The 19,151-nt window shown below is 66.0% G+C and carries 20 protein-coding genes and 1 tRNA gene; 9 read left to right on the forward strand and 12 right to left on the reverse strand.

Features of this window, described 5'->3' with window-relative positions; translation table 11 throughout:
- Positions 1-397: 397 nt before the first annotated feature.
- Positions 398-487, reverse strand: a tRNA-Ser gene (locus tag ACZYSP_RS21360).
- A gap of 59 nt (positions 488-546) precedes the next feature.
- Positions 547-1,878, reverse strand: coding sequence for a serine--tRNA ligase (gene serS / locus ACZYSP_RS21365; protein WP_093178624.1), 1,332 nt, complete (start codon positions 1,876-1,878; stop codon positions 547-549).
- 61 nt (positions 1,879-1,939) lie between these two features.
- Between serS and ACZYSP_RS21370 the strand changes: the two genes are divergently transcribed.
- A complete protein-coding gene (locus tag ACZYSP_RS21370) occupies positions 1,940-2,341 on the forward strand; it encodes a VOC family protein (RefSeq protein WP_097198271.1) in 402 nt (133 codons plus the stop codon).
- Between the two features lie 7 nt (positions 2,342-2,348).
- Here the strand turns inward: ACZYSP_RS21370 and ACZYSP_RS21375 are convergent, their stop codons facing one another.
- From ACZYSP_RS21375 to ACZYSP_RS21385, 3 genes are read right to left on the reverse strand one after another with little or no spacing between them, the layout of a single operon-like run.
- Positions 2,349-3,314, reverse strand: a complete 966-nt coding sequence (locus ACZYSP_RS21375; protein WP_489016416.1) for a threonine/serine dehydratase — start codon at positions 3,312-3,314, stop codon at positions 2,349-2,351.
- A complete protein-coding gene (ispH, locus tag ACZYSP_RS21380; protein WP_093057966.1) occupies positions 3,311-4,279 on the reverse strand; it encodes a 4-hydroxy-3-methylbut-2-enyl diphosphate reductase in 969 nt (322 codons plus the stop codon). The genes ACZYSP_RS21375 and ispH overlap by 4 nt, the downstream gene beginning before the upstream one ends.
- Positions 4,276-4,719: an FKBP-type peptidyl-prolyl cis-trans isomerase gene (locus ACZYSP_RS21385; protein ID WP_093057967.1), complete on the reverse strand. Its 444-nt coding sequence runs from the start codon at positions 4,717-4,719 to the stop codon at positions 4,276-4,278. The genes ispH and ACZYSP_RS21385 overlap by 4 nt, the downstream gene beginning before the upstream one ends.
- Before the next feature lie 110 nt (positions 4,720-4,829).
- Here ACZYSP_RS21385 and radC point away from each other — a divergent pair, with 110 nt between their 5' ends.
- Together radC and ACZYSP_RS21395 are read left to right on the forward strand one after the other, a co-directional pair.
- Positions 4,830-5,507 (forward strand): RadC family protein, encoded by a 678-nt coding sequence (gene radC / locus ACZYSP_RS21390; protein ID WP_489016419.1) that lies wholly within the window; start codon positions 4,830-4,832, stop codon positions 5,505-5,507.
- Positions 5,507-6,163: a Smr/MutS family protein gene (locus ACZYSP_RS21395; RefSeq protein ID WP_093057969.1), complete on the forward strand. Its 657-nt coding sequence runs from the start codon at positions 5,507-5,509 to the stop codon at positions 6,161-6,163. The genes radC and ACZYSP_RS21395 overlap by 1 nt, the downstream gene beginning before the upstream one ends.
- Positions 6,164-6,193: 30 nt before the next feature.
- Here ACZYSP_RS21395 and ACZYSP_RS21400 read toward each other — a convergent pair whose 3' ends face one another.
- From ACZYSP_RS21400 to fabV, 4 genes are all read right to left on the reverse strand, one after another.
- A complete protein-coding gene (locus ACZYSP_RS21400; RefSeq protein WP_489016691.1) occupies positions 6,194-8,266 on the reverse strand; it encodes a bifunctional 2',3'-cyclic-nucleotide 2'-phosphodiesterase/3'-nucleotidase in 2,073 nt (690 codons plus the stop codon).
- 142 nt (positions 8,267-8,408) lie between these two features.
- Complete coding sequence (locus tag ACZYSP_RS21405) at positions 8,409-9,632, reverse strand: NAD(P)/FAD-dependent oxidoreductase (protein ID WP_489016422.1); 1,224 nt, start codon at positions 9,630-9,632, stop codon at positions 8,409-8,411.
- 38 nt (positions 9,633-9,670) lie between these two features.
- A complete protein-coding gene (locus ACZYSP_RS21410; protein ID WP_093057971.1) occupies positions 9,671-10,090 on the reverse strand; it encodes a group II truncated hemoglobin in 420 nt (139 codons plus the stop codon).
- A 27-nt stretch (positions 10,091-10,117) separates the two neighbouring features.
- Positions 10,118-11,314, reverse strand: a complete 1,197-nt coding sequence (gene fabV / locus ACZYSP_RS21415; RefSeq protein WP_489016424.1) for an enoyl-ACP reductase FabV — start codon at positions 11,312-11,314, stop codon at positions 10,118-10,120.
- A 188-nt stretch (positions 11,315-11,502) separates the two neighbouring features.
- Here fabV and ACZYSP_RS21420 point away from each other — a divergent pair, with 188 nt between their 5' ends.
- The 5 genes from ACZYSP_RS21420 (at position 11,503) to ACZYSP_RS21440 (ending at position 15,576) form a co-directional block, all read left to right on the forward strand.
- Positions 11,503-12,330 (forward strand): ABC transporter substrate-binding protein, encoded by an 828-nt coding sequence (locus ACZYSP_RS21420; protein ID WP_307616205.1) that lies wholly within the window; start codon positions 11,503-11,505, stop codon positions 12,328-12,330.
- Positions 12,331-12,418: 88 nt separating this feature from the next.
- Entirely contained in the window at positions 12,419-13,114 is a 696-nt protein-coding gene (locus ACZYSP_RS21425) for an amino acid ABC transporter permease (RefSeq protein WP_097198263.1), read from the forward strand.
- Positions 13,115-13,127: 13 nt separating this feature from the next.
- Positions 13,128-13,838: an amino acid ABC transporter permease gene (locus tag ACZYSP_RS21430; protein WP_339092011.1), complete on the forward strand. Its 711-nt coding sequence runs from the start codon at positions 13,128-13,130 to the stop codon at positions 13,836-13,838.
- Positions 13,835-14,578, forward strand: a complete 744-nt coding sequence (locus ACZYSP_RS21435; protein ID WP_097198262.1) for an amino acid ABC transporter ATP-binding protein — start codon at positions 13,835-13,837, stop codon at positions 14,576-14,578. Before ACZYSP_RS21430 ends, ACZYSP_RS21435 begins: the two co-directional genes overlap by 4 nt.
- Positions 14,575-15,576 (forward strand): isopenicillin N synthase family dioxygenase, encoded by a 1,002-nt coding sequence (locus ACZYSP_RS21440; RefSeq protein ID WP_489016428.1) that lies wholly within the window; start codon positions 14,575-14,577, stop codon positions 15,574-15,576. Before ACZYSP_RS21435 ends, ACZYSP_RS21440 begins: the two co-directional genes overlap by 4 nt.
- On the opposite strand, the gene ACZYSP_RS21445 is transcribed toward ACZYSP_RS21440, so the two are convergent.
- The 3 genes from ACZYSP_RS21445 to ACZYSP_RS21455 form a co-directional block, all read right to left on the reverse strand.
- Complete coding sequence (locus ACZYSP_RS21445) at positions 15,519-15,842, reverse strand: hypothetical protein (protein WP_093077352.1); 324 nt, start codon at positions 15,840-15,842, stop codon at positions 15,519-15,521. The two genes, ACZYSP_RS21440 and ACZYSP_RS21445, sit on opposite strands and share 58 nt — an antisense overlap.
- Entirely contained in the window at positions 15,839-16,525 is a 687-nt protein-coding gene (locus ACZYSP_RS21450) for an HAD family hydrolase (protein WP_426390010.1), read from the reverse strand. Before ACZYSP_RS21450 ends, ACZYSP_RS21445 begins: the two co-directional genes overlap by 4 nt.
- Positions 16,526-16,604: 79 nt before the next feature.
- Complete coding sequence (locus ACZYSP_RS21455) at positions 16,605-17,945, reverse strand: MFS transporter (RefSeq protein ID WP_093057978.1); 1,341 nt, start codon at positions 17,943-17,945, stop codon at positions 16,605-16,607.
- Between the two features lie 179 nt (positions 17,946-18,124).
- Between ACZYSP_RS21455 and cyoA the strand changes: the two genes are divergently transcribed.
- On the forward strand, positions 18,125-19,150 hold the full coding sequence (gene cyoA / locus ACZYSP_RS21460; RefSeq protein WP_093077606.1) for a ubiquinol oxidase subunit II: 1,026 nt from the start codon (positions 18,125-18,127) through the stop codon (positions 19,148-19,150).
- Position 19,151 lies beyond the last annotated feature (1 nt).

A 19,151-nucleotide genomic window follows, 5' to 3' on the forward strand; every position in this document is an offset into this window, starting at 1 on the left:
GCGTGTACGAAACCGACGATCCTGGCCGCGACCACTTCGCCCTTGAACCTCCGCCCCCGCCGGACCTGCTACCGCCGCTGCTGTAGCACCCGTACGTAGGATTCTTGCTATACAGCCGCAAGACGGGAATGCGAGAAAGCGCAGCCTGAGGCAGGCTGAGAGGTCGATCTTCCGAGGAGTGTCGACTGCACTGCGTTTCACACAGCTCAGTCTGAAGCGGACGTGCGCGGCGTCGGTGGCCCGCTACCTAGCGACGGGGGAAGCACAGACAAGTCCAACCCCTGCAGGGGTTGGAGGCGATGCCTTTTAGGCCGCAACCAGCTGTCAATCGAATTGGTAGGAACGATGGTGTAAGAAATAAAAAAGCGCCCCGAAAGGCGCTTGTTTATTGACTTCTTGGAGGAGAGGGAGGGATTCGAACCCTCGGTACTATCGCTAGTACGCCTGATTTCGAGTCAGGTACATTCGACCACTCTGCCACCTCTCCGGTGCTGTCGAGCCTGCGATTATAGCAGACAAAAATTGGGCTTTTGAAGCTCCCTGCGATCAACCGCGCAGAACTTCGAGCCCGCCGAGGTACGGACGCAACGCCGCAGGCACGTTGATCGAGCCGTCCTCGTTCTGGTGGTTTTCCAGCACGGCCACCAGCGTGCGGCCCACAGCGAGGCCGGAGCCGTTGAGCGTGTGCACGAGCTCGTTCTTGCCCTGCGCATTCTTGAAACGCGCCTGCAGGCGGCGCGCCTGGAAGGCCTCGCAGTTCGAGACGGAGCTGATCTCGCGGTAGGTGTCCTGCGCCGGCAGCCAGACTTCGAGGTCGTAGGTCTTCGTGGAGCCGAAGCCCATGTCGCCGGTGCACAGCAGCACGACGCGGTACGGCAGCTCCAGCGCCTGCAGCACGGCTTCGGCATGGCCGGTCATCTGTTCGAGCGCGTCGTAGCTCTTCTCGGGGTGCACGATCTGCACCATCTCGACCTTGTCGAACTGGTGCTGGCGGATCATGCCGCGCGTGTCGCGGCCCGCGCTGCCGGCCTCGGAGCGGAAGCACGGCGTGTGGGCAGTGAGCTTGATCGGCAGTTGCGACTCGGCCACCACCTCGTCGCGCACGAAGTTGGTCAGCGGCACTTCGCTGGTGGGAATGAGGTACAGCGCCGAATGGTCGGGCGCGGGTTCGCCGTCCTGGCCGCCCTTCTTCGCGGCGAACAGGTCGCCTTCGAACTTGGGCAGCTGGCCGGTGCCGCTGAGCGTGGCGGCATTGACGATGTAGGGCACGTAGCACTCGCTGTAGCCGTGCTTCTCGGTCTGGATGTCGAGCATGAACTGCGCGAGGGCGCGGTGCAGGCGGGCGATCGGACCCTTCATGACGGTGAAGCGCGAACCCGCGAGCTTGGCGCCCATCTCGAAGTCGAGGCCCAGCGGCGCGCCCAGGTCGACGTGGTCCTTCGGCGCGAAGGCCAGCGGCGTGGCATTGGCGCCGGCGCCGCCTTGCGGGCTCCAGCGGCGCATTTCGACGTTGCCTGTCTCGTCCTCGCCGACCGGCACGCTGGCGTGCGGCAGGTTGGGCACGGCGAGCAGCAGCGCGTGCAACTCGGGCTGGATTTCTTCGAGGCGCTTCGATTGCGACTCTTGCTCGGCCTTCAGCGCATTGACTTCGGCCATCAGAGCATCGACCGACTCGCCCTTGGCCTTGAGCGGGCCGATCTGCTTGTTCAGCGTGTTACGGCGCGCCTGGATTTCCTCGGTGCGGGTTTGCAGCGTCTTGCGCTCGGCCTCGAGCGCGGTGAACGCCGACACGTCGAGATACGGCTGGTTCTTCTTGCGTTTTTCGAGGCCAGCCACAGCGGAGGCCAGGTCTTTGCGGAGCAGGGTGATGTCAAGCATGGGGGGATTTTAGGTGGGCGTAGCATCGCGCTCCCACCCACCCATCTCGAAGGGAAAAACGATGGAAGCCTATCTGACATTCAACGGCAATGCCGCCGAAGCGCTCGCGTTCTATGCCAAGGCGCTGGACGGCAAGGTCGTCTTCAGCATGACCTTCGGCGAAAGCCCGGCGGGGGCCCAGACGCCGGCCTCCTACAAGGACAAGATCATGCACGCCACGCTCGAGGCCCGCGGCCACAAGCTGATGGCCTCGGATGCACCACCCGAGTGGCCCTTCGAGGGCTACAAGGGCTTCTCTCTATCGGTGCAAGCCGACAACGTCGACGAAGGCAAGAAGCTGTTCGACGCGCTGGCCGAAGGCGGCAAAGTGACGATGCCCTACGGCCCGCAGTTCTGGGCGACGGGCTTCGGCATGCTCACCGACAAGTTCGGCGTCGCCTGGATGGTCAACTGCGAGAAGTAAGAACCGATCAGGCAACCGTCGCAGGATCGACGTTCGCCCCGCAGACGATCAGGCACACCTTTTCGCCTTCGCGCGGCACGTAGGCGCCGGTCTGTAGTGCAGCGAGCGGCAGCGCGGCGGCCGGCTCCACCGCCAGCTTCAGCTCTTTCCAGAGCCACTGCTGGGCTGCGCGGATGGATTCGTCGGACAGCAGCAGCGCGTCTTGCACCTGCTGCTGCGTGATCTCCCAGGAAATGGCACCGATGCGGCGTGCGCCGAGCGAATCGGCCGCGATGCCGCCCACTTCCACGTCGACCGGCTCGCCGGCTTCGCGGGCACGGAGCAGCGTGGGCGCTTTCTCGGGTTCGAGCGCCACCACGCGGGCGCGCTTCTCGAACCAGCCGGCAAGGCCGCCGATCAGGCCGCCACCGCCCACGCTCACGAGCACCGAATCGGGCAGACCGCTCTGCTGTTCGATCTCGCGGCCCAGCGTGCCCGCGCCGGCCACCACTTCGGGCTGGTCGTAGGCATGCGTAAGCAATGCGCCGGATTCCTTCTGGCGCGTCAGGCAGGCGGCCAGCGCATCGGGATACAGCTCGCCGACCACGACCACTTCCGCCCCCAGCGCACGCAGACGCGCGCGCTTGGCTTCGGGCGACACGCCGGGCAGGAACACCTGGCAAGGCACACCCAGCGCGCGCGCAGCGGCGGCCGTGGCAATCCCCGCATTGCCACCCGAGGCCACGACCACGCCGCTTTGCGGAATGTCGTTGGCCAGCAGCCGGTTCATCATGCCGCGCGCCTTGAAGCTGCCGCTGACCTGCATGTGCTCGAGCTTGAGCCAGATCTCCGCGCCCGGCACCTCAATGCCGAAGGCGCTTGCCGGCAGCTTCCACAGCGGGGTTTCGCGCAGGAAGTGGCCGGCGCGTTCGCTCAGCCTTCGGGCGGCGCTGTCTATTTCAGAGCGCCAGTCGGTTGTTTTCGTATCGTTCAAGAGATGTGTCCTGGAGGCGGAATGTCGTCGAGCTTGAGGCCCTTGGGGAGCGGAAACTTGATGGTTTCCTCGATGCCGTCCATCTTGCGGACCGACACCGCGCCGAACGCGCGCACGCGGTCGATCACCTCGCGCACCAGCACTTCGGGGGCCGAGGCGCCAGCCGTGAGGCCGATGCGCGTCTTGCCCTCGAACCACTCGGGTTTCAGCTCTTCGGCCGAATCGACCATGTAGCTCTGGGTGCCCAGCCGCTGCGCCAGTTCGCGCAGCCGGTTGCTGTTGGAGCTGGTGGGGCTGCCGACCACGATCACGAGGTCGACCTGCGGGCTCATGATCTTCACCGCGTCCTGGCGGTTCTGGGTGGCGTAGCAGATGTCCTGCTGCTTGGGCTCGCGCACCTCGGGAAAGCGCGCGCGCACCGCGGCGGCGATCTCGGCGGCGTCGTCCACGCTCAGCGTGGTCTGGGTGACTACCGCCAGCTTGGAGGTCTGCGCCGGCGAGACCTTCGCCACGTCACCCACGTCCTCTACGAGATGGATGCCACTCGACAGCTGTCCCATCGTGCCCTCGACCTCGGGGTGACCCTTGTGGCCGATCATGATGAACTCGTAGCCCTCTTTCGCGAGCTTGGCCACCTCGACGTGCACCTTGGTCACCAGCGGGCAGGTGGCGTCGAAGATCTCGAAGCCGCGGTCGCGCGCCTCCTGCTCCACGGCCTTGCTCACGCCGTGCGCGCTGAACACCAGCGTGGCGCCGGGAGGCACGTCGGACAGTTCCTCGATGAAGATCGCGCCCTTGGCCTTGAGCTCGTTCACCACGTAGGTGTTGTGCACGATCTCGTGGCGCACGTAGATCGGCGCGCCGAACTTGGCGATGGCGCGCTCGACGATCTCGATGGCGCGGTCGACACCCGCGCAGAAGCCGCGCGGCTCGGCCAGGATGACTTCTGAGATCTCGGAGTTCATAGCACCCCGATCAGCTTCACTTCGAAGGTGACGGGCTGGCCGGCCAGTGGATGATTGAAGTCGAAGCGCACACCGGTCTCGTTCGACTCGATCACCGCGCCGGCGTAGCTGCCGGTGCCGTCGGGCGTGGGGAACTGCACGACGTCGCCAACGGCGTACTGCTCGTCGGGGTCGCCCATCTGCGCGAGCAGCTTCCTGGCCACCCACTGCTGCATGTCGGGGTTGCGGTCGCCGAAAGCCTCGCCTGCGGGCAGCTCGAAGGTGGCGTGCGTGCCCTCTTCCAGGCCCATCAGGCGCTGCTCCATGGCAGGAGAAAGCTCGCCGGTGCCGAGCGACAGGGTCGCGGGTTTGTCGGCGAAAGTATTGATGATGTCGCCCGCCGGGCCGGCCAGCCGGTAATGCAGGGTCAGAAAGGAGCCGGAAGTCACGACTTGGGACATGGGGGCAGCGGAGGTGGGCAAAGACAAGGTGGGTGTCCCGATAAACTGGGCCTCATTTTAAGGACCGGGGCTTCCACCCGGCTCCGCCAAGGTTTCACCCCCAGGGTTTCATGTCATTCAAGGATCTCCCCCTAGACGCCCGTCCCCGCGAAAAACTCATCTCGCGGGGAGCGTCCGCGCTGGCCGATGCCGAGCTGCTGGCCCTGCTGCTGCGCACCGGAGTTGCGGGCAAGAACGTGCTGCAGCTGGCGCAGCAACTGCTCGAGCGCTTCGGCGGGCTCTCGGGGTTGCTGCACACCGGCGCCGAAGACCTCAAGGCCGTCAAGGGCATGGGCGGCAGCGCCAAGCGCTCCGAGCTGATCGCCGTGCTCGAACTGGCACGCCGTGCCATGGGCGAAAGGCTCAAGGAGCGCACGGTGTTCGACTCGCCCGGCGCAGTGAAGCAATACCTGCAGTTGCACATCGGCTCGTGCTCCTATGAAGTTTTCGCGGTGGTTTTCCTCGACGTGCAGCACCGCATGATCGCGCTGGAAGAAATGTTCCGCGGCACGCTCACGCAGACCAGCGTCTACCCGCGCGAGGTCGTCACGCGTGCCATCCACCACCAGGCCGCGGCCGTGGTGCTGGCGCACAACCACCCGAGCGGCAACATCGAGCCCTCGCGTGCCGACGAGTCGCTCACGCAAACGCTGCGAGCCGCCCTGGCGCTGGTGGACGTGCGGGTGCTCGACCACATCATCGTGAGCCCCGGGCAGAGTTTTTCGATGGCCGAGAGAGGGCTGCTCTGATGGGCTCGCGCGCTCCCTCGCTCAAGAACCTCGCCGACCTCAAGCAGGTGCAGCGCGCGCTCGCCGAAACCCGCGAGCGCGAAGCCGCCGAGGCAGCCGCCAAGGCAGCGGCCGAACGCAAGCGCGCCGCCGAGAAAGACCTGTTCGCCCGAGCCATCGGCGCCACCGAACCATTGCGCCGCAAAGCCGCCGTGCCGCTCGCACCGGAGCCGCCCGCGCCCATCCCCGTGCAGCACCAGCTCGACGAGCAGCGCGTGCTGCGCGAGTCGCTCTCCGACGAGTTCGACGTGACCACGCTGCTCGACGTGGACGACGCCATGAGCTTCCGCCGCCCCGGCATCGGCACCGATGTGACGGCGCGGCTGCGCAAGGGCGACTGGGCGATCCAGGCGCAGGTCGACCTGCACGGGCTGCGTAGCGACGAGGCGCGGGAGGCGCTCGGCGGCTTCATCCGCACGGCCTACAAGCAAGGGTTGCGCTGCGTGCGCGTGGTGCACGGCAAGGGGCTGGGTTCGCCGGGCAAGCAGCCGGTGCTGAAGACCAAGACCCAGCGCTGGCTGATCCAGAAGAACGAAGTGATCGCCTTCGTACAGGCCAAGCCTGCTGAAGGCGGGGCCGGCGCCCTCGTCGTGCTGCTGGCGCCCGCGCGGCGCTGAGCCGCACGGGACGCCGGCTTCTCTTTTGCCTTACTGGCTCAGATCGAGCTTGTAGACCGAGCGGCCCTTGCCGCTGCCGTCATCGGCCGTCAGCAGCGAGATGTTCGTCAATCCGGCATCCGTCGCAGCGCTCAGTTGGCCCTGCCCCGACGTGAACACCACATTCCCCGCCGTCGTCACTTGCGTGAAACGCCAGCTGCGCGCCGCACCGTTGGTTGCACGCGTGATGGTCTTCCTGGCCTTGATGTAGTCGATCAGCACGTCGCGGTTCGCATCCGGCGATGCATAGATCGTCGCGCGCCCGTCCAGCGCGGGGATGAAGCTCGCACCGCTCGTCGCACGGTAGTTGTTCGTCGCGATGACGAACTCCTTCGCCGGGTCGATCGCAGCGCCCAGGTACGTCAGGTTCTTGATCCTGCTGCCCACGTCCTGCGTCACGTCGATCTCGTACTGCACGTCGGGCGTGGTGAACATGTCGAAGTTGTAGCCCGGAAAGGTGCTGATGAGCTGCTGGTCGGCCGTGGCCGTCAGGCTGATCTTGTTGAAGCGCTTGGCCGCTGCTTCGAGCCAGCTCTTGATTTCCGCGCCCGTCACCTTCACCGCATACACCGTGTTCGGGTACAGGTACAGGTCGGCCGCATTGAAGATCGCCAGGTTGCCCACGGCCACGTCGGTGTAGTCGCGACCGCCTTCGTAGCCCGACTTGAAGGGCGCGCTCACCGACAGCACCGGCAGGCTCGCGTACTGCGACAGGTTGGCCTGGATGTAGGCCTTCACGTAGTCGGCCTGCGCCTGGTTCACGATCTGGATCGCACCCGGGTCGCCCACGTCCGCGAAGAAGGTGTTCATGCGGAAGTCGGTACTGCCGATAGGCGTCTTCACGTAGGTGATCGCGGCCTTGTGCTGCGTATCGACCAGCGGAGCGATCGCAGGGTCGGCATCGACGTACACGGCCTTGTTGGCGCTGTCCTTGCCTGTCTGCGTGGAGCGCGCGTCGACCACGGTCTTGCTCTTGTCCACGCTCCAGGCCTTGCCGTCGTACTCCAGCTCCAGCTTGATGAGGCCCAGCGACTTGCCCCACGACGAAGCCATCACCGCCGGCACACCGTTGACGGTGCCGGCCGTGTTGTCCACGCCGGCCTGCGTGAAGCCGGGCTTGGCGCTGCGGTCGGGGAAAACGGCGTGCTGGTGGCCCATCATCAGCGCGTCGATGCCCGGCACCTTAGCGAGGTACAGGGCCGAGTTCTCCATCGTCGGCGAGTAGGCCGATCCGTCGATCCCGCCGTGCTGCAGCGCGACCACGATGTCGGCGCCCTTGGCGCGCAGTTCGGGGATGTACCGGGTTGCCGCTTCCACCGTGCCCTCAGTGCGCAGCTTGCCTTCGAGGTAGCGCTTGTCCCAGTTCATGATGCCGGGCGTGGTGAAGCCGATCACGCCAACCTTCAGCGGCACCGTAACGCTCTTGCCGTCGGGCCCGGTCGCGGTGAACTGCTTGTTCAGGATGACGTACGGCGCGAGCAGCGGCTTGCCGGTCTTCACGCTCTGCACGTTCGCCAGCACCAGCGGAAAGCTCGGCCCGACGCACTTCTTGGTGGCGTCCACGCCATCCACATCAAGCCCGCCGCCGATTGCCTGATTGAGAAACTCCAGGCCGTAGTTGAATTCGTGGTTGCCGAGCGTGCCGGCATCGAAGCCCGTGGCGTTCATCGCCTTGTACATCGACAGCGGCTGCGTGCACGGAATTCGGTTGATCAGCGCCTCGTAGTCGGCCAGCGCCGTGCCCTGGATGGTGTCGCCGCTGTCGAACAGCATCGTGTTGGCGAACTCCTTGCGCGCGGCGTTGATCAGCGTGGACGCGCGCTCGTAGCCGTACGACTTGTCTTCGGCAACCTTGAAGTAGTCGAAGCTCAGCACGTTGAAGTGCAGGTCGGTGGTTTCGAGCAGGGCCACCGTGGTGCGCGTGCCCTTGGCCACCGGTGCGGGCGTGGTGGGCGTGGTGGGCGTGGGGTTCGACGTCACCGGCGGAATGACGACGTTGCCGCCGCCGCTTCCGCCGCCACAGGCGGTGAGCGCGGCGGCCAGGACGGCGGCACAGGTGGTCATGGGGACAAGACGCGAAAGCGACGTGGTCGCTGCATCGTTCTTCATCGAGAGGTCTCCCTGCAAATTAGAGGAAGACCAGTCTCTGAAAGCCGAGTGACAGGCCAGTGAACCGGGCCTGACCTGCGGCACTCTTACGACAGGTTCACGACAGGTGATTCTTTAGTGGTACCGACGCATCCGCCACTGCCGCCGCATCGGGGCTGCGCCCCGCTTCGAGCAGCTTGCGGCTCATCATGTGATCGACCGGCGCATTCACCGACTCCACGCACACGAGCTGCCCGTCGACGTAATGGAACAGCGAGAACGCATCGGGCTTCGGTCCCGCGCGGCGCACGCTGCTCAGGCCCGGCGTGCCTTCGGCCGGCATCAGGCCGACCATCTGCAGCCGCATGCCGCCCTGGTCGGACCAGAACCACGCGACCGCGTCGTGCGCGCGCGCCGCGCCGGTCAGCGTGGCCACTGCGGTGCGCGCCTGGTCGTTGGCGTTCTGCACCGATTCGAGCCGCAGCGCGCGGCCCGCGCGGCGGTCGGGGAAGCGCGTGCAGTCGCCCACCGCGAGCACGTCGGCCGCGCTGGTCTGCATGTGGCCGTCGACCACGATGCCGTCCGCGCATTCGATGCCGGCCGCTTGCGCGAGCGCGGTCTCGGGAACTGCGCCGATGCCGAGCAGCAGCAGGTCGACAGGTTGCTTCACGCCGTTGACCTGCAGCGACAGCAGCCGGTCGCCGTCGACTTCGAACGCGCCGGTCTGCGCGCCGAGCACGATGTCGATGCCGGCCGCGCGGTGCGTGGCGAGCACGTGCGCCGACAACTCGGGCGACACCGCGCGCCCCAGCAGGCGCGGCGCGCTCTCGATCACCTGCACCGACTTGCCGAGCGCCTTGGCGGTGGCCGCCACTTCGAGCCCGATGAAACCGCCGCCGAGCACCGTCACATGTTCGGCCGCCGCGAGCCGCGTGCGCAGGCGATGCGCTTCGTCGGCCGCGCGCAGGCTCGCGACGTTTTCCAGGCCCGGCTTCAAATCCGGCATCTGGCGCGCGCGGGTGCCGGTGGCCAGCACCAGTTGCTGCCACGGCAGGATCGCGCCCGAACGCAGAGTGACGGTGTGCGCCTCGCGGTCGATGGCAACGGCGGCATCGCCCAGGTGCAGCGTGATGCCCGCCTCGCGATACCAGTCGGCGGCCTTGTGCGGCTGCGTGGTTTCTTCCGCGCTCTTTAGAAAGGCCTTGGACAGCGGCGGGCGGTGATACGGCTCGCAGGCTTCCTCGCAGACCAGGTGCACGCGCGCGCCCTGCCCTGCTTCGGCAAGGCCGGCGCAGAGTTGGGCCGCAGCGTGGCCGCCGCCGATGATGACGATGGAATTCATGGAGAAGCGTCTTTCGAAATCGTTGTGTGATCGGTCGGTCACTCGCCGCGGTTGCGCATCCAGTCGGCGGTCTTGAAGAAGGAGTCGCGCAGGCGCTCGCGCAAGTCTTCCGGCACGCCCGTCTCGCCCATGGCCTGGTCCATGCAGGCCAGCCACTGGTCGCGCTCCTTGATGCCGATGGTGTGGCCGCCGATGCTCTGCGGCAGGTGGCGCGCCCGCAGCATCGGATGGCCGAAGCGGTCGGTGTAGTGCTGCGGCCCGCCGAGCCAGCCGCACAGGAACCAGAACAGGCGCTGGCGCGCGTTGTCGAGGCTGGTGCCGTGCACTGCGCGCAGCTGCGCATAGGCGGGCTCGAGGTCCATCAGGTCGTAGAAGCGCTCGACCAGCGCCTCTACCTTCGGTTCGCCGCCGATCCAGTCGAACGGCGTGCCGGCGGGCGGCTTTTCTTGAATCTGCATGGGCTGGAGTATCCCTCCGGGCGCTTGCTAGAGCTGCACGAGGCCGGGAATGGCCACGTCGGGGTTCACGTCGGCCTCGTAGTCCACGCCCTCCACCGAGAAGCCGAAGAGACGCAGGAACTCGGTCTTGTAGCCGGCGAAATCGGTGAGCTCGTCGAGGTTGTCGCCGGTCACCTGCGGCCAGAGCTCCAGCACGCGAGCCTGCACCTGCGGCGCCAGTTCCTTGTAGTCCGCGCGCAGGCGGCCGTCCTCGTCGATGTGCGGTGTGCTGCCGTAGAGGCTTTCGGCAAAGAGCCCGTGCACCTGCTCGATGCAGCCCTCGTGCGTGCCCTGCGCCTTCATCACCTTGAACAGCAGCGACAGGTACAGCGGCATCATCGGAATGGCCGAACTGGCCTGCGTGACGACCGCCTTCAGCACCGACACGCGCGCATCGCCGCCCTTGGCGGCCAGCTGCGCGCGGATGCCCAGCACCTTCTGGTCCAAGTCCTTCTTGGCGGCGCCGATGGAGCCGTTCCAGTAGATGTCGTGCGTGATCTGCTCGCCCAGATAGGTGAAGGCCGTGGTCTTCGCACCGTCGGCCAGCACGCCGGCTTGCTGCAGCGCGTCGATCCACATTTGCCAGTCTTCACCGCCCATCACGGCCACGGTGTTGTCGATTTCTTCCTGCGTCGCGGGTTCGAGCACCGTTTCCTTCACGGCCCCGCTGTCGGTGTCGAGGCCGCGCAGGTTCACCGACTTGCCGATGGGCTTGAGCACCGAGTTGAAGACCTGGCCGGTCTTCGGATGCGTGCGTCGCGGCGCTGCCAGGCTGTAGACGACGAGGTCGACCTGGCCAAGGTCGGCGCGGATGGTGTCGATGACCTGCTGCTTCACAGCATCGGAGAAGCCATCGCCGTTGATGCTCTTCGCGTAGTGGCCTTCGGCTGTCGCGGCGCGATGGAAAGTGGCGGTGTTGTACCAGCCGGGCGAGCCGGGCTTGGTTTCGCTGCCCGGGCGTTCGAAGAACACGCCGAGCGTGTCGGCGCCGCTGCCGAAAGCGGCGGTGATGCGCGCGGCCAGGCCGTAGCCGGTCGATGCGCCGATCACCAGCACCTTCTTCGGGCCGCCCGCGATGGGCCCCTGGGCCTTGACGTAGTCGATCTGCTGCCTGACGTTGGCTTCGCAGCCGGTGGGATGGGTCGTGACGCAGATGAAGCCACGTACGCGGGGTTTGATGATCATGAGGATCTCGCTGGATGAGAGATGCGGGAAGAAAACGGCGGGAGCGCGTTTTTGGCGCCGCGAATTTAACCCAGCCCGTAATAACCGCCTTCAGCTTGTCCATATGCATATGTCGATTGACGATTTAATAATCAGGGGTTTTATTGATATGGTTCGACCCTGAATTTCCTCTAGGAGAGAGACAACCTATGCGCCACACCCTGCTCGCCGCGGCCGTCGCCGCTTCCACCTTCCTGCTCGGCACCGTCGCCCACGCCGACCAGTTGGCCGACATCAAGAAAAAGGGCGAACTGGTCGTCGGCGTGCTCGGCACCGACGAGCCCGCGACCTTCGTCGATCCGAAGACGCGCCAGATCGTCGGCTACGAAGTCGACCTGGTGAACGCCATCGCCAAGAAGATCGGCGTGAAGCCGGTGCTCAAGCAGATCGCTGTGGCCGCGCGCATTCCGGAGCTGCAGCAGGGCCACGTTGACCTGGTGGCAGCCGGCCTCACGCACAACAAGGAGCGCGAGGCGCAGATCGACTTCTCTCTCACCACCTTCGTCACCGGCCAGAAGGCCATCGTGAAGAAGGACAGCGGCATCAGCGAAGTGCCGCAGCTCGCGGGCAAGAAGGTGCTGACCATCCGCGGCGGCACGCAGGAGCCCAACATCCGCAAGGCCGTGCCCAACGTCGAGGTCGTGACCTTCGACACGAGCCAGCAGGCCTTCCAGGCGCTGCAGCAGGGCAAGGGCGTGGGCTATGTGGACGACGAGGCCGCACTGCTGCGCAGCTACGCCAAGCTGGGCCCGCAGAAGGCGCAGTACGTGGTGCTCAAGCAGAACCTGAGCACCGAGGCGCTGGCCATCGGCATCAAGAAGGGCGAGACCGGCTTGAAGGCAGTGGTGGACGACACGCTGCGCGAGCTCGAGAAGTCGGGCGAAGCGCAGAAGATCTTCATCAAGTGGTACGGCCCGACGACGGCTTCTGGCTTCCAGACGCGCGACTTCAAGCTCGACTCCGACAAGATCGACTGAGCCCGCGTTTCTCCTTCCCCCGCTGGGGGAAGGCCGGGATGGGGGCACGCGGCCCCGGCCCTTCGCGGCGGTGATACTGTCGCCCCCCATGCCCCTGTTCGACTATTCCTTGCTGCTGACCGGCAAGTACCACGACATGCTCATCGCGGGCCTGCTGCTGTCGCTGCAGTTGCTCGCGGCCGCGCTGGTGCTGGCGCTGCCCATCGCACTGGTGGTGGCGCTCCTGCGGCTGTCGCCCTTCGCGCCGCTGCGCTGGCTCGGCTTTGCGTACGTCGAGTCGATCCGCAACATCCCGCTGCTCGCGCACATGCTGTTCTGGTACTTCGGCGCGCCCGAGCTGCTGCCCGAGGGCATCAAGCAATGGCTCTACGCGGGGCATATCGAGGCCTACAGCGCTGTGATCGCGCTGGCGCTGTACACGGCCGCCTTCATGGCGGAAGACATCCGCAGCGGCATCCGCGCGATTCCTTCGGTGCAGTTCGAAGCCGGCCGCGCAATGGGCTTCAGCTACCTGGCCACCATGCGCCGCGTGGTGCTGCCGCAGGCGCTGCGCGTGACCATTCCGCCACTCATCTCACAGACGCTGAGCCTCTGGAAGAACACCTCCATCGCCACAGTGATCGGCGTGGCCGAGCTGATGTACCAGGCAGGCCAGGTCGAGAGCGCGACCTTCCGCAGCTTCGAGTCTTTTGCGTTCGCGAGCGCGGCGTACCTGACGGTGTCGCTGGCCATCACCGGGCTGGCGACCTGGTACCACCACCGTTACCCGGTGCGGACCATCTGAGGGCGCCAACGCGATGTTGCAGATCATCAACGACTACTGGGTCTACTTCCTCATCGGGCAGTACCCCAACGGCCCGCTCGGCGGGCTGGTGCTCACGCTGCTGCTGGCCTCCTGCGGGCTGGTGCTCGCACTGCCGCTGGGCATCGTGCTCGGGCTGGCGCGCGTGAGCCCGTGGCGCTGGCTGCGCTGGCCGGTCACGGGCTTCGTGTTCGTGGTGCGCGGGCTGCCGCTGCTGATGGTGATCTTCTGGGCCTACTTCTTCCTGCCCAGCGTCACGGGCGTGAAGACCGACCAGTTCACCACCATGCTGATCGCGCTCGTGGTGTTCGATGCCGCCTACCTCGCCGAGATCGTGCGCGCCGGCATACAGGGCCTGCCGCGCGGGCAGATGGAAACGGCCCGCGCACTGGGCCTGGGCTATGGCCGCGCGATGCGGCTCGTGGTGCTTCCACAGGCGCTGCGCAGCATGCTGCCCTCGCTGGTGAACCAGTTCGTATCGACCATCAAGGAAACCTCGCTGGGCTACATCATCGGGCTGGCCGAGGTGTCGTTCATCGCGACGCAGATCAATACGCAGGTGTTCACCAAGCCCGCGCAGATCTACCTGATATTGGGCGGGACGTATTTCATACTCTGCTTCGGCCTGTCGCGCTTCGCCTACTGGCTGGAACGCCGGCTCGCGCGCCGCGGCATCTCTACAGCCAGCGCCAAGGTGTCCGCATGATCGAACTCGAAAAAGTCAACAAGTGGTACGGCAGCTACCACGCGCTGGTCGACATCAGCGAGACCATCCACAAGGGCGAAGTCGTCGTGGTGTGCGGACCCTCGGGCTCGGGCAAGTCGACGCTGATCCGCACCTTCAACCGGCTGGAGCCGATTCAATCGGGCCGCATCGTCGTCGACGGGCAGGACATCCATGCGCCGGGCCTGGACGTGAACGCCTTCCGCTCGCGCATCGGCTTTGTCTTTCAGCAGTTCAACCTGTTCCCGCATCTCACGGTGCTGCAGAACTGCACGATGGCGCCGATGCAGCTGCGCGGCCTCACGCGCAAGGAGGCCGACGAGCGCGCGATGGCGCTGCTGCATCGCGTGGGCCTGTCGAACAAGGCCAACGCATGGCCGAGCGAACTGTCGGGCGGCCAGCAGCAGCGCGTGGCAATTGCACGCGCGCTCGCGATGCAGCCGCCGCTGATGCTGTTCGACGAACCCACCAGCGCTCTCGACCCCGAAATGGTCGGCGAGGTACTGCTGGTGATGCGCGACCTGACACGCGACGGCATGACGATGGTCTGCGTGACGCACGAAATGGGCTTCGCGCGCGAGGTGGCCGACCGCGTGCTGTTCATGGACGAAGGCAAGGTGCTGGAGCGCGCAACGCCCGACGACTTCTTCAACCGGCCACAGCATCCGCGTGCGCAGCAATTCCTGTCCGACATCCGATCGCCTTTCGCGAGAGACGCATGACCGACACCACCCTCCCCCTCATCGATGTCTCCGCACTCGTGGCAAACACACCCGGGCGCGACGCCGTCGCCGCACAGATCGGCGCCGCCTGCCACGCCCACGGCTTCTTCTACGTGACGGGCCACGGCGTCGATGCGGCGCTGGTGAAGCGGCTCGAAGAGCTGAGCCACCGCTTCTTCGAGCTGCCCGAAGAAACCAAGATGCAGTGGCGCATGGCCCTCGGCGGACGCGCCTGGCGCGGCTTCTTCCCGCTCGGCGGCGAGCTGACCTCGGGCCGGCCCGACTGGAAGGAAGGCCTCTACCTCGGCACCGAACTGCCCCCCACGCACCCACTGGTGCAGGCGAAAACGCCAGTGCACGGGCCAAACCTGTTTCCCGACGTGCCGGGCTTTCGCGAGACCATCCTTGACTACATGGCGGCTGTCACGCAGCTGGGCCACCGGCTGATGGAAGGCATCGCGCTGAGCCTCGGCCTGGACGCGGACTACTTCGCCGAACGCTACACGGCCGACCCGCTGATCCTGTTCCGCCTCTTCAACTATCCGACGCAGGCCGTGCCCGAAGGCCTCGACGTGCAGTGGGGCGTGGGCGAGCACACCGACTACGGACTGCTCACGATCCTGCACCAGGACCAGGTCGGCGGCCTCGCGGTGCACACGCCGGGTGGCTGGATCGATGCGCCGCCCGTGGCGGGCTCGTTCGTCTGCAACATCGGCGACATGCTCGACCGCATGACCGGCGGGCTCTACAAGTCGACGCCGCACCGGGTGAAGCGCAACACTTCGGGGCGCGACCGGCTGTCGTTTCCGCTGTTCTTCGATCCGAACTTCGAGGCGCGCGTGCAGCGCATCGAAGGCCTCGCAGGCGCCGAGGCGCGCGACGACAGCGCCGAGCGCTGGGACCGCGCCAACGTGCACGCCTTCAGCGGGCGCTATGGCGACTACCTGCTCGCGAAGGTGTCGAAGGTGTTCCCGCAGTTGCGCGACGAAGTGCTCTGAACGGCTGGCGAAGGCTCGTCGAGGAAGGCGTCTTCCCAGCGTTCGATCTCGGCATCGGGGTCGGAAATGGGCACGAGCTTGTCGCTGCGGCAATAGAAGGTCCAGCCCTCGAACAGCACGTCGTAGTACGTGCCGGGCAGGTAGCGCTCGCTCGGCGCCTCGTAGGGCAGTGAGACCACTTCAACGATCCGGCCCACCGCACGCTCCGTGAAGGGCGACGCCAGGCAGCTGTCGACCACATGGCAGAGCGTGCCGATCTTGATCATGAGAGCCTTGTCGCGGCCTCGGCAGGAAACCAGCGCGGCAGGTGCGGCACCGCTTCGTGCAGCGACTCGAGCACATGGAAGGCCCGCTCGATGATGGATGCGGGCGGGTGCTTGAGGTCGGGCACGACCACGACACGCATGCCCGCAGCGAGCGCCGCCTTGGCGCCGTTCTCGCTGTCCTCGAAGGCGATGCATTCCGCCGGGTCCACGCCCAGCCGTTCGGCCGCGAGCAGGTAGAGCGCCGGATCGGGCTTGGCGCGCGCAACCTCGTCGCCGCCCGCGAAGGCCGAGAAATGGTGCAGCACGCCCAGGCTGCCAAGGCAGGCCTGGATCTGCCCGCTGGTCGATGACGAGGCCACGGCGCAGCGCGTGCCGCGTTCGCGCAGCGCGCTCAGGAATTCGGCCGCGCCGGGCTTGATGGGAAACAGCGGCGCACCGTCAGAGCGCTCCAGCTGCAGGCGCTGGCGGACATGAGCCACGGCGTGGTTGTAGGCATCCGCACCGCCCAGCAGCGACGCGAGGATGTGTTCGGACTCGGTCATGGCCAGCCCGACGACCTGCAGGTACTGGCTGTGCGAAAGCTCGATGTCGAGCGTGCGGGCGGCCTCGATCCAGGCGGCCATGATGGGCCGCTCCGAATCGATCAGCAGCCCGTCCATGTCGAAGATTGCGGCGGCGAACATCGGAGCATCCTAATGAAAAAGGGGCCGAAACGGCCCCTTTTGAAAGAAACGGCGGCAGTTGGCTGCCTTGTGCAAGTCGTCAGTCCCGCGCCAGTGCCCGGTTCAGCCCCAGCGCGCCCAGCGTGGCGATGGCACCCGACAGCAGGTAGATGCTGACGTAGGCCAGACCGAAGTGGGCCGACAGGCCGAGGGCAACCAGTGGCGCGAACGCCGCACCGATCAGCCAGGCCAGGTCGGCCGTGAGTGCCGCGCCAACGTAGCGGTACTTGGGTGCGAAGTTCGAGGTCACGGCGCCGGCCGCCTGACCGTACGACAGGCCCAGGATCACGAAGCCCAGCAGGATGAAGATGTCCTGCCCGACGCGGCCGCCATCGAGCAGCGTGGGGGCGAAACCACTGAAAGCCGCGATCACGGCAGCCAGGCCGCCCAGCGTGAAGCGTCGGCCGATGCGGTCAGCCAGCAGGCCCGAGGCCACGATGCCGGCAGCGCCGAGCACCGCGCCGATCATCTGCACGATCAGGAATTCGGTGACCGACTGGTCGGAATACAGCGTGATCCACGACAGCGGGAACACCGTGATCAGGTGGAACAGCGCATAGCTGGCCAGCGCGGCGAAGGCGCCGATCAGCAGGTTGGCGCCCTGAGAGCGAACCAGTTCGCTCACGCTGGTGGGCTCCAGTTCACGCTCTTCGAGCAGGCGCGAGTATTCGTCGGTGGCCACCAGGCGCAGGCGGGCGAACAACGCCACCACGTTGATCGCGAAGGCCACGTAGAAGCTGTAGCGCCAGCCCCAGTCGAGGAAGTCCTCGGACGGCAGGCTCGAATACAGGTAAGCGAACAGCGCGCTGGCAATGAAGAAGCCGATGGGCGCACCCAGCTGGCCCAGCATGGCGTACCAGCCGCGGCGGTTGGCCGGGGCATTCAGTGCAAGCAGCGACGGCAGGCCGTCCCAGGAAGCGCCCAGCGCCAGGCCTTGGCCGAAACGGAACACCGACAGCAGCACGATCGCCGTGAAGCCCAGGCTCGCATAGCCCGGCAGGAAGGCGATGCCGGCGGTGGAGGTGCCCAGCACGAAAAGTGCCGACGTGAGCTTGGCCTCTCGCCCGAATCGTCGCTGGATGACCATCGAGATGACAGTTCCGAACGGACGCGCGATGAAGGCGAAGGAAAAGATCAGGAACGAATAGAGAACGCCCTCGAGGTGCTGCTCGAACGGAAAGAAGACCGCCGGGAACACCAGCACCGAGGCGATGCCGTAGACGAAGAAGTCGAAATATTCGGAGGCGCGGCCGATGATCACGCCGACCGCGATCTCGCCGGGGGCGATGTGCGAGTGGTCGTCGCCCTGCCGGGCGCCGCCGTGCTCGGGCGAGTTCGGCAGCGGCTGTGCGCCTTGCGGACTGATGCTGGACGTCGTCATTGCTTGCTGTAATTCAGGTGTCACGCCGGGGCGCGACACCATAAGACCATGGAGATCCCAGAGCGTCGCACCGAATCACATTTACCGCCATAGGACAAAACGTCCAATAGGCGAAACCCGTCTTCAGGCGTAGATTGTGGGGTCTTTTTGCGTCGCCCCTGCACCTCTTTTCCTTCGGCATGCACATCCTCAAGAACCTTCGCCGATCACTCCTGCTGCTTTCCGCCATGCTCCTGGCGGGCTGCAACACGGTGCTGATGAACCCATCCGGCGACATCGCCAATCAGCAGGGACGCCTCATCGTCGTCTCCACCGTGCTGATGCTGATCATCATCATCCCGGTGATCGCCCTGACCATCTTCTTTGCCTGGCGCTATCGCCAGTCCAACAAAGAGGCCACCTACAGCCCCGACTGGGACCACTCGACCCAGCTCGAACTGGCGATCTGGGCGGCGCCGCTGCTCATCATCATCGCGCTGGGCGCAATCACCTGGATCAGCACCCACACGCTCGACCCCTACCAGCCGCTGCGCCGCCTCGACGCCCAGCGCGCGATTCCGGCCGAAACCAAGCCGCTGGTGGTCGAAGTGGTGGCACTCGACTGGAAGTGGCTCTTCATCTACCCCGAGCAGGGCATCGCCACGGTGAACGAGCTGGCCGCCCCGGTGGACCGCCCGATCAGCTTCAAGATCACGGCCTCCTCGGTGATGAACTCGTTCTTCATCCCCGCGCTGGCCGGCCAGATCTACGCCATGCCGGGCATGGAAACCAAGCTGCACGCGGTGATCAACAAGCCGGGCGAGTTCGAAGGCTTCTCCGCCAACTACAGCGGCGCCGGCTTCTCGGGCATGCGCTTCAAGTTCCACGGCCTGAGCAACGGCGACTTCGACCAGTGGGTCCAGAAGGTCAAGGCCGGCAAGGACGGCGAACTCACGCGCGATCTCTACAAGAAGCTCGAAGTGCCGAGCGAGCGCGAGCCCGTGCGCCACTACGCCGCCGTGGACCCTGCCCTGTACGACGCCATCCTCAACCTGTGCGTGGACCGCAACAAGATGTGCATGAAGGAAATGATGGCCATCGACGCCGACGGCGGCATGGGCAAGCCCGGCGCCTTCAACGTTGCCACCAAGCAAGCCTGGCAGGTCGATTCACTCGACACGCCCAAGCGCAAATACGTCACCGCGATGTGCACCACCGAAGAATAAG

The organism is Variovorax sp. F042, from assembly GCF_057814215.1.

Coding starts and splice junctions, on each gene's coding strand:
- radC (WP_489016419.1), top strand. CDS start 4,830: ATGTCATTCAAGGATCTCCCCCTAGACGCCCGTCCCCGCGAAAAACTC.
- ACZYSP_RS21450 (WP_426390010.1), bottom strand. CDS start 16,525: ATGTTCGCCGCCGCAATCTTCGACATGGACGGGCTGCTGATCGATTCG.
- cyoA (WP_093077606.1), top strand. CDS start 18,125: ATGCACATCCTCAAGAACCTTCGCCGATCACTCCTGCTGCTTTCCGCC.
- ACZYSP_RS21395 (WP_093057969.1), top strand. CDS start 5,507: ATGGGCTCGCGCGCTCCCTCGCTCAAGAACCTCGCCGACCTCAAGCAG.
- ACZYSP_RS21445 (WP_093077352.1), bottom strand. CDS start 15,842: ATGATCAAGATCGGCACGCTCTGCCATGTGGTCGACAGCTGCCTGGCG.
- ACZYSP_RS21420 (WP_307616205.1), top strand. CDS start 11,503: ATGCGCCACACCCTGCTCGCCGCGGCCGTCGCCGCTTCCACCTTCCTG.
- ACZYSP_RS21440 (WP_489016428.1), top strand. CDS start 14,575: ATGACCGACACCACCCTCCCCCTCATCGATGTCTCCGCACTCGTGGCA.
- ACZYSP_RS21435 (WP_097198262.1), top strand. CDS start 13,835: ATGATCGAACTCGAAAAAGTCAACAAGTGGTACGGCAGCTACCACGCG.
- serS (WP_093178624.1), bottom strand. CDS start 1,878: ATGCTTGACATCACCCTGCTCCGCAAAGACCTGGCCTCCGCTGTGGCT.
- ACZYSP_RS21430 (WP_339092011.1), top strand. CDS start 13,128: ATGTTGCAGATCATCAACGACTACTGGGTCTACTTCCTCATCGGGCAG.
- ACZYSP_RS21455 (WP_093057978.1), bottom strand. CDS start 17,945: ATGACGACGTCCAGCATCAGTCCGCAAGGCGCACAGCCGCTGCCGAAC.
- ispH (WP_093057966.1), bottom strand. CDS start 4,279: ATGAACTCCGAGATCTCAGAAGTCATCCTGGCCGAGCCGCGCGGCTTC.
- ACZYSP_RS21410 (WP_093057971.1), bottom strand. CDS start 10,090: ATGCAGATTCAAGAAAAGCCGCCCGCCGGCACGCCGTTCGACTGGATC.
- ACZYSP_RS21400 (WP_489016691.1), bottom strand. CDS start 8,266: ATGACCACCTGTGCCGCCGTCCTGGCCGCCGCGCTCACCGCCTGTGGC.
- ACZYSP_RS21425 (WP_097198263.1), top strand. CDS start 12,419: ATGCCCCTGTTCGACTATTCCTTGCTGCTGACCGGCAAGTACCACGAC.
- ACZYSP_RS21370 (WP_097198271.1), top strand. CDS start 1,940: ATGGAAGCCTATCTGACATTCAACGGCAATGCCGCCGAAGCGCTCGCG.
- fabV (WP_489016424.1), bottom strand. CDS start 11,314: ATGATCATCAAACCCCGCGTACGTGGCTTCATCTGCGTCACGACCCAT.
- ACZYSP_RS21385 (WP_093057967.1), bottom strand. CDS start 4,719: ATGTCCCAAGTCGTGACTTCCGGCTCCTTTCTGACCCTGCATTACCGG.
- ACZYSP_RS21405 (WP_489016422.1), bottom strand. CDS start 9,632: ATGAATTCCATCGTCATCATCGGCGGCGGCCACGCTGCGGCCCAACTC.